Source organism: Umezawaea sp. NPDC059074, from assembly GCF_042738955.1.
Classification (GTDB): Bacteria; Actinomycetota; Actinomycetes; order Mycobacteriales; family Pseudonocardiaceae; genus Umezawaea.
The window spans coordinates 20,420-27,571 of the sequence record NZ_JBHYHC010000045.1; the positions used below are offsets into that span (position 1 = coordinate 20,420).

Genomic DNA, 7,152 nt, shown 5'->3' on the forward strand with positions numbered 1-7,152 from the left:
GCGGACCGACGCCGCAGGTCAACGCCCATGGTGTCCGCGATCACCCGGCGACCGTGGTCACAACGGGCCCTCAGGACGCGCGAATCCAGGGGCTCCGGTGCGACCATGTGCGTATGGCTGCTGTGAAGTCGCAACCCACGAGGATCGTCATCGTCGGCGGTGGGTACGTCGGTATGTACACCGCACTGGGGTTGCAGAAGAAACTGCGTTCCGGTGAGGCGTCGGTGACCGTTGTCGACCCGCAGCCTCACATGACCTACCAGCCCTTCCTCCCGGAAGCGGCCGCGGGCTCCATCGAGCCGCGCCACGTGGTCGTGCCCCTCCGCAAGGTCCTCAACCGCTGCCACGTCGTCACCGGCCGCGTCACGAAGATCGAGCACGCGAGCAAGGCCGTCACCCTCGAGACCGCCGACGGCCACGTCGAGACGCTCGAGTACGACGTCCTGGTCAACGCGCTGGGCTCCATCGCCCGCACGCTGCCCATCCCCGGTCTGGCCGAGCAGGGCATCGGCGTGAAGACCATCGGCGAGGCCATCTACATCCGCAACCACGTGCTGTCGCGCCTGGACCAGGCCGCGAGCACCCGCGACCCCGAGGTGCGGCGCAGGCTGCTCAGCTTCGTCGTCATCGGCGGCGGGTTCGCGGGCATCGAGACGCTGGCGGAGCTGGAGGACATGGCCCGCTACGCGCTGCGCTACTACAACCAGCTCAAGCCCGAGGACATGAACTGGGTGCTGGTCGAGGCCACCAAGCGGGTCATGCCCGAGGTGAGCGAGAAGATGGGCGTCTACACCGTCCAGCAGCTCGAGAAGCGCGGCATGAAGGTCTTCCTGGACACCCGCGTGAAGACCATGGAGAACGGCCACGTCGTCCTCGACGACGGCACCGAGTTCGACAGCGACACGATCATCTGGACCGCGGGCGTCAAGGCGAACCCGGTCCTGCGCAACACCGACCTGCCGCTCGACGAGCGCGGCCGCGTCCGCTGCACGGCGAAGCTCCAGGTCGAGGGCCTGGCGGGCGTCTGGTCGGCGGGCGACTGCTCGGCCGTGCCGGACCTGTCGCGCACCGAGGAGGACCCGATGGCGACGTGCAGCCCGTCGGCCCAGCACGCGGTGCGGCAGAGCAAGGTGCTCGTCGCGAACCTGGTGGCGAGCCTGCGCGGCAAGCAGCAGAAGGACTACTTCCACAAGTACATCGGCTCGGTCGCGGGCCTGGGCCTGTACAAGGGCGTGGCGGACGTCTACGGCATCAAGATGAAGGGCCTGCTGGCCTGGTTGGCGCACCGCGGCTACCACGTGGCCAAAATGCCCACCTTCAACCGCAAGTTCCGTGTTCTCATGGACTGGTTGCTGGCGTTCGTCAACGGCCGCGAGGTCGTCGCGCTCGGTCAGATCAACGACCCGAAGGCCGAGTTCGACCGCGCGTCCAAGAGCTGAGCACACCTCACGGGTGTCGCCCACGCTGCGCCGTTCGGTTGCGGCCGGGTGACACCCGTCTGGCTTAGTGCCGTAACTTGATCCCCCAGACAGAGCAATCTCAGTAGACTCATCTTGACATTGCGTAACGTGAACCACAGACTACTGCTTGTGCATCACCTGAAAGCGTGATGTGCGCGTTTGGGGAAAGAGGTGACCGCGATGTCCCTTGAGGAGCTGGCCGCACAGCTTCGCCGCGGTGAGATCGAGGACCGCGCCTTGGCCGAGTACGCGGCCGAGTACGTCACGGCTGGGAAGTGTTTCCGAAGCAAGAAAGACGACTGAGCGTGACCGCTTCCGGGCCGGGGGTCTCCAGACCCCCGCTCGAAGCCGTCAGAGTCCTCCCCGAACCGAGTCCCACTCCGGTGAAGCCGACTCCGCTCCTGCTGCAAGGTCAGAACTACCTCTTCCGCTCGCCACCGAAGACCCTGGACTTCCAGGAGCAGGTGCACCGGATGGGCATGGTGAACGAGGGCGACGGCAGCCCCGTGCCGTGCGTGCTCGTCCTGGCCCGCAGCGCCGACATGGAGATGAACGAACTCTCCATCGCGCTCGCCGAACGCGGCATCCGGATGGCCCGCATCGACGCCGACCGCTGCGTGGACCTCCCCCTGACCGTCTACACCGACGCCCCGCTGGTCGAGCTGGACCGGTGGCTGCTGCGTCCGCTCCTGGTGTGGCGCAGGCACTTCGAACTCTCCGCCCTCCCCGTCGAACCCGGCACGCTGGCGGGCGCGTACGCCGTCGACCAGTGGGGCGCGGTGGCGAACTGGCTCGCCACCCGCAACGACTGGGCGCACGTCAACCCGACCCGCTCCACGGCCCACCTGGACCGGCTCACGCAGCTGTCCGACGCGGCCTCGTTCGGCCTCACGGTCCCGCGCACGACCGTGACGACCCGCCCCGGCCGCACCCGGCCCGGCGGCGCCCACTGCATCGTGAAGACCTCTGGGCGGCACCTGCTGGAGCCGCGCCCCGGCGTGCAGCACGGCCTGTTCCCGCGCCCGCTGGAGACCAGCCGGTCCAGCGACGCCCCCGAGTCGGCCCCGGTGATCGTGCAGCAGTACCTGCCGTCCGAGACGGAGCTGCGCGTGTTCGTCGTCGGCGGGCGGTGCATCGCCTACCAGGTCGACAAGCTCGACCCCGCCCAGCTCTGGGTCGACCCGGACGCCGTCCGGGTGACCCCCACGACGGTGCCCGAAGCGGTCGCCGCGAAGCTCCTCGCCTTAGCCCGCTACTGGCGGGTGGAGGTGGCGGCGTTCGACCTCCTGGTGACCTCGAAGGACCACGTGTTCCTCGAAGTCAACGTCAACTGCGACTGGCGGTGGTTCGAGCACCGCGCGGAGGACACACTGGTGTCGGACGCAGTGCACGAGTGGGTGGCCGAGCGTTTCAAGGAGCTGTTGGGTGCGGGCAAAGGTCGCTGAGCACGCGACGCTGTTCTACGAGAACGGCGCCGTCGTTTGGGACGACTACCTGCACCACCGCCAGTTCGCCATCAGCGAGACCGCCGAGCTGCTGTGCCGCAAGTTCAGCACCTTCACCGAGGTCGACGACCTCCTCGCCCCACTGGGCGAGGAGGACCGCGTCGTGCTGCGCCGCGTGCTGGACGAGCTCGTCGAAGCGGGCGTGCTGATCGTCGAGGGCTCGCCGGAGCACGACGCCGAACGGGCCCTGCTGGACGCGTGGTCGACCTGGGGCGCGTCGGCGCGGCACTTCCACTTCGCCAGCCGGACGCTGGGCGACGCCGAGTACCAGGCCGCCGACGAGCACGACGCGGCCTTGGAGGTGAAGCTCGGTGAGCAGCCGCCGCCCGCCCCGTTCCGCGCGCTGGGCGGTGACGCGGTGGCCCTCCCGGTGCTGCCGGACCGGCCGAGCTGGGGCGAGTCGCCCGTGCTGGACGTCCTGCTGGCCCGCCGGACCACCCGCGAGTTCGGCTCGGACGGCGTGAGCCTGGAGCAGGTCGGCGAGCTGCTGGCGGTGCTCGGGGGCCCGTCGCCCGTCCGGCCGCGCATCGGCCGCACCGGCACCGTGTTCAAGACCAGCCCCTCCGGCGGCGGGCGGCACCCCGTCGAGCTGTACGCGCACGTGCGCTCGGTCGACGGCCTGGACGCGGGCTGGTACCACTACGACGGCCTGCGGCACGTGCTGGAGCCGCTCGGCCCGGCGTGGACGCCCGAGCAGATCGCCGAGGCGGCGGGCGACCAGGAGTGGGTGGGCGAGGCGCCGCTCGTGCTGGCCTACACCGCCGTCCTGGAGCGCACCCGCTGGCGCTACGACACCTCGCGCGCCTACCGCGTCGTGCAAATGGACGTCGGACACCTCTCGCAGACCGCTTACCTGGTCGCCACGGCCATGGGGTTGGGTGTCGGCTTCACGGCCGCGCTGCGCGACGAACTGGTGGAACGGGCACTCGGTTGTGATGCCTATCACGAAGCGGTATTGGGGATGACGGTCGTCGGTCCATTACGTCAATGACCGCAATAGCGGGTTGCGTTGAGCCGTGCGGGTGTCTTGAGTGGATCTCGTTACTCGAACCCGCGCACGACCTTTAAGCTGCCCGCTGCCCCCGTAGCCCAACCGGCAGAGGCAGGCCCCTTAAAAGGGTCAAAGGTACGGGTTCGACTCCCGTCGGGGGCACCACCGTTGATAAGCATAGACAACCTTCTGGCCTGCGCAAACCCCTCGGGGAATCGTGTTCGGCGGGAAGTGTCCTCTTAGTAGTACGCGCGTTCTGGAAACTTCTGGCTGTCACCCGATCGGACTATCTCCGCAATAATCGGGTAACACCGAGTAGTGACTGACACGATCGGGAGAATTGTTATTCTCGCCGCACTCGGCGGATCTCCTGTGTAACCGGCCGATGACATTGGGTAGTGGTCAGGCGTGCGGGTTCGCTTCCCGGCGCGGTGGGGGCTGCCGCCTCCGGTGTCCGATTCGTCGAATTGACCGCCGGTCTCGGAACGCGGAGAAGAAGCCCGAACGCCATCGGCGGACATATCGTTAGCGGCGCGAAGAAACGGGAGGGGCAAGCCCTTTCCCGACCGGAGAAGGCCGCCGAGAGCGACCGCCGCATTTCCCCAGTTGACGCCGTTTCGCTCGGCGAATTCACGCAGGTGATCGGCGAATCCGCGGTTTCGCCGTCCTTGAGGGAAGAACGGCGAAACCGCGGCGCTCACGCCGAAGCGGGAACGGTCGTCGACGCGGCCCACGCACTAACGACCTGGTCCAGAACGGCCAACGGCAAAGCGCCGCCACCGAGCACCACGTCGTGGAACGCGCGAATGTCGAAGCCCTCGCCCGCGGTCGCCTCGGCCTCGGCGCGGATCCGCTGGATCTCCAGCCTGCCGACCATGTACGACAGCGCCTGGCCGGGCGCGGCGATGTACCGGTCGACCTCGGACTCGATCTCCACCAGCGCCAGCGGGGTGTTCTCCCGCAGGTAGTCGATGGCCTGGGCGCGGCTCCAGCCCAGCGCGTGCAGACCGGTGTCCACGACGAGCCTGCCCGCCCGCATCGAGTCGGTGGACAGCATCCCGAGCCGGGCCACGTCGTCGGAGTACAGGCCCATCTCGTCGGCCAGCCGCTCGCAGTACAGGCCCCAGCCCTCGGCGTACGCCGTCACGTTCGCGAGCCTGCGCAGCATCGGCAGGTCGGTCAGCTCCTGCGCCAGGGTGATCTGGAAGTGGTGCCCCGGCACGGCCTCGTGGAACGCGATGGCCTCGGACTGGTAGCGGTAGCGCTCCCGGGCGCGGGAGGTGTTCGCGTAGTAGGTGCCGGGCCGGGAGCCGTCCATCGCCGTGGGCGAGTAGTAGGCGGTCGGCGCTCCGGGGGCCTCGGCCTCCGGCACCGCGGACACGACGCAGCTGCTCGTCGGCAGCGTGCCGAACCACTCCGGCGCGACGGCCTCGGCCCGCGCCACGACGTCGCGCGCGGCGGTGATCATCTCCTCGGCGTCGCGCCAGCGCAGGGCGGGGTCGGTGCGCATCCGGTCGAAGACCTCGGCGAGGTCCTCGGTGCCGAACACCCGCCGTCCCAGCTCGACGTACTCCTCCGCGAGGCCCGCGATCAGCGCCAGGCCGGTCTCGTGCAGGTCCTCCGGGGTGCGGGAGGTGGTCGTGTGCACCCGTGCCAGCGCGGTGTAGATCGCGGCGCCGTCGGGCAGCCAGCAGAGCCCCGGACGGCCCTCGGGGCGGCCCGCGGGCAGCATCTCCCGCTCCAGCACGTCCCGGTAGGCGGCGTAGGCGGGCCGGACGGCCTCGGCGAGCAGGCGGTCGCGTTCGGCGGCGAACTCGGGCGTGCCCTCGAAGCGGCCCAGCGGGTCGGCCGACGGCGGCGCGGCGAGGTAGCGGTCGACGAACTCGACGGCCGAGCGGACCAGGTGGGCGACCGGGAGCCTGCCCGCGGCGAGGCCCGTGCGGTGCCGCTCGGTCAGCACGGCGAGGAAACCGGGGATGGCGGCCAGCCGCAGCAGGTAGTCGCGCTGCTGCTCGGGGGTCGAGACGGTGATCATCGGCAGGATCGTCAGCAGCGCGCCCGCGGGGGCGAAGAACGAGCCGGTGATCGTGTACTCGGCCGACCGGGTGCTCACCAGGTCGACGATCGACTCGGCCGTGTGCACGACCACGGCGCGGGTGACCGGGTCGGTGTCCGGCAGCGCCCGCGCGCGGGCGGCGATGTCCTCCGCGGCGGCCCGCAGCGCGGCCTGCCCCTGCTCGCTCACGTCCGGCAGACGATCGTCGTGCCCGGCGATGCCGTAGAGCGTGGCTTCCAGCGGGTCGGTCGCCATCACCAGCTCGAACAGCTCGTCAGCGAGCTCGGTCGTCTCCGTCATGGACCCGATGGTACTTAGCCGACGTAAGGATTCAGCCCTGGTTCAGATAGGCGAGTACGGCGAGTACTCGCCGGTTGTCGTCGTCGCACTGGGGCAGGCCGAGCTTGCCGAAGATGTTCGCGGTGTGCTTGCCGACCGCCTTCTCCCCGACGAACAGCCTGGTCGCGATGGCCGCGTTGGACCGGCCCTCGGCCATCAGGCCGAGCACCTCGCGTTCCCGCGGGGTCAGCGAGCCGAGCGGTTCGTCGCGCACGTTCCTGGCCAGCAGCTGCGTCACGACTTCGGGGTCCATCGCGGTCCCACCCGCCGCGACCCGGCGGATCGCGTCCACGAACTGGGTCACGTCCGACACCCGGTCCTTGAGCAGGTAGCCGACGCCGCCCGCCCGGTCCGACAGCAGTTCGCGGGCGTAGAGCTGCTCCACGTACTGCGACAGCACCAGCACCGGCAGCCCCGGCACCCGCTTGCGCGCCTCGATGGCCGCCCGCAGGCCCTCGTCGGTGAACGTCGGCGGCAGCCGGACGTCCACCACGGCGACGTCCGGCTTGTGCGCGACCAGCGCCGCCAGCAGCGACGGGCCGTTGTCCACGGCCTCGACCACGTCGAAGCCGTACGCCCCCAGCAGTCGGATCAGGCCGTCCCGGAGGAGGACGAGGTCTTCACCGAGGACAACTCGCACGGCAGCTCCAAGGTCACGATGGTGGGCCCGCCGACGGGGCTGGCGAGTCCGAGCGCGCCGTCGAACGCGGCCAGCCTGCGTTCGATCCCGCGCAACCCGCCGTCGGGCGTCAACGCCGCACCCCCCCCACCCTCCGCCCCCAGAAAGAACCCCAACCGCGC

At 69.8% G+C, this 7,152-nt stretch carries 6 protein-coding genes, 1 tRNA gene and 1 pseudogene; 5 read left to right on the top strand and 3 right to left on the bottom strand.

The window, feature by feature from the left end; genetic code table 11:
• Window positions 1-113: 113 nt before the first annotated feature.
• The 5 genes from ACFWW9_RS21405 to ACFWW9_RS21425 all read left to right on the top strand — a co-directional run bounded on the left by ACFWW9_RS21405 (window position 114) and on the right by ACFWW9_RS21425 (window position 4,121).
• Window positions 114-1,439 (top strand): NAD(P)/FAD-dependent oxidoreductase, encoded by a 1,326-nt coding sequence (locus ACFWW9_RS21405; RefSeq protein WP_390380438.1) that lies wholly within the window; start codon window positions 114-116, stop codon window positions 1,437-1,439.
• Between the two features lie 201 nt (window positions 1,440-1,640).
• Window positions 1,641-1,763, top strand: coding sequence for a hypothetical protein (locus tag ACFWW9_RS21410; protein ID WP_315921046.1), 123 nt, complete (start codon window positions 1,641-1,643; stop codon window positions 1,761-1,763).
• Window positions 1,764-1,843: 80 nt separating this feature from the next.
• Window positions 1,844-2,905 carry a hypothetical protein gene (locus ACFWW9_RS21415; RefSeq protein WP_390380442.1) on the top strand — a complete coding sequence of 354 codons (1,062 nt, stop codon included), beginning with the start codon at window positions 1,844-1,846 and terminating at the stop codon, window positions 2,903-2,905.
• Entirely contained in the window at window positions 2,886-3,956 is a 1,071-nt protein-coding gene (locus ACFWW9_RS21420) for a SagB family peptide dehydrogenase (RefSeq protein ID WP_390380445.1), read from the top strand. The genes ACFWW9_RS21415 and ACFWW9_RS21420 overlap by 20 nt, the downstream gene beginning before the upstream one ends.
• A gap of 87 nt (window positions 3,957-4,043) precedes the next feature.
• Window positions 4,044-4,121, top strand: a tRNA-Leu gene (locus ACFWW9_RS21425).
• Window positions 4,122-4,653: 532 nt separating this feature from the next.
• Here ACFWW9_RS21425 and ACFWW9_RS21430 read toward each other — a convergent pair.
• The 3 genes and pseudogenes from ACFWW9_RS21430 to ACFWW9_RS21440 form a co-directional block, all read right to left on the bottom strand.
• Window positions 4,654-6,312, bottom strand: a complete 1,659-nt coding sequence (locus ACFWW9_RS21430) for a DUF885 domain-containing protein (protein ID WP_390380448.1) — start codon at window positions 6,310-6,312, stop codon at window positions 4,654-4,656.
• 31 nt (window positions 6,313-6,343) lie between these two features.
• The gene (locus ACFWW9_RS21435; protein WP_390380452.1) at window positions 6,344-6,991 is read right to left on the bottom strand and encodes a LuxR C-terminal-related transcriptional regulator; all 648 of its coding nucleotides are present in this window, start codon (window positions 6,989-6,991) and stop codon (window positions 6,344-6,346) included.
• A pseudogene (locus ACFWW9_RS21440) lies at window positions 6,943-7,152 on the bottom strand (sensor histidine kinase); the annotation flags it as partial. The gene ACFWW9_RS21435 and the pseudogene ACFWW9_RS21440, both read right to left, overlap by 49 nt.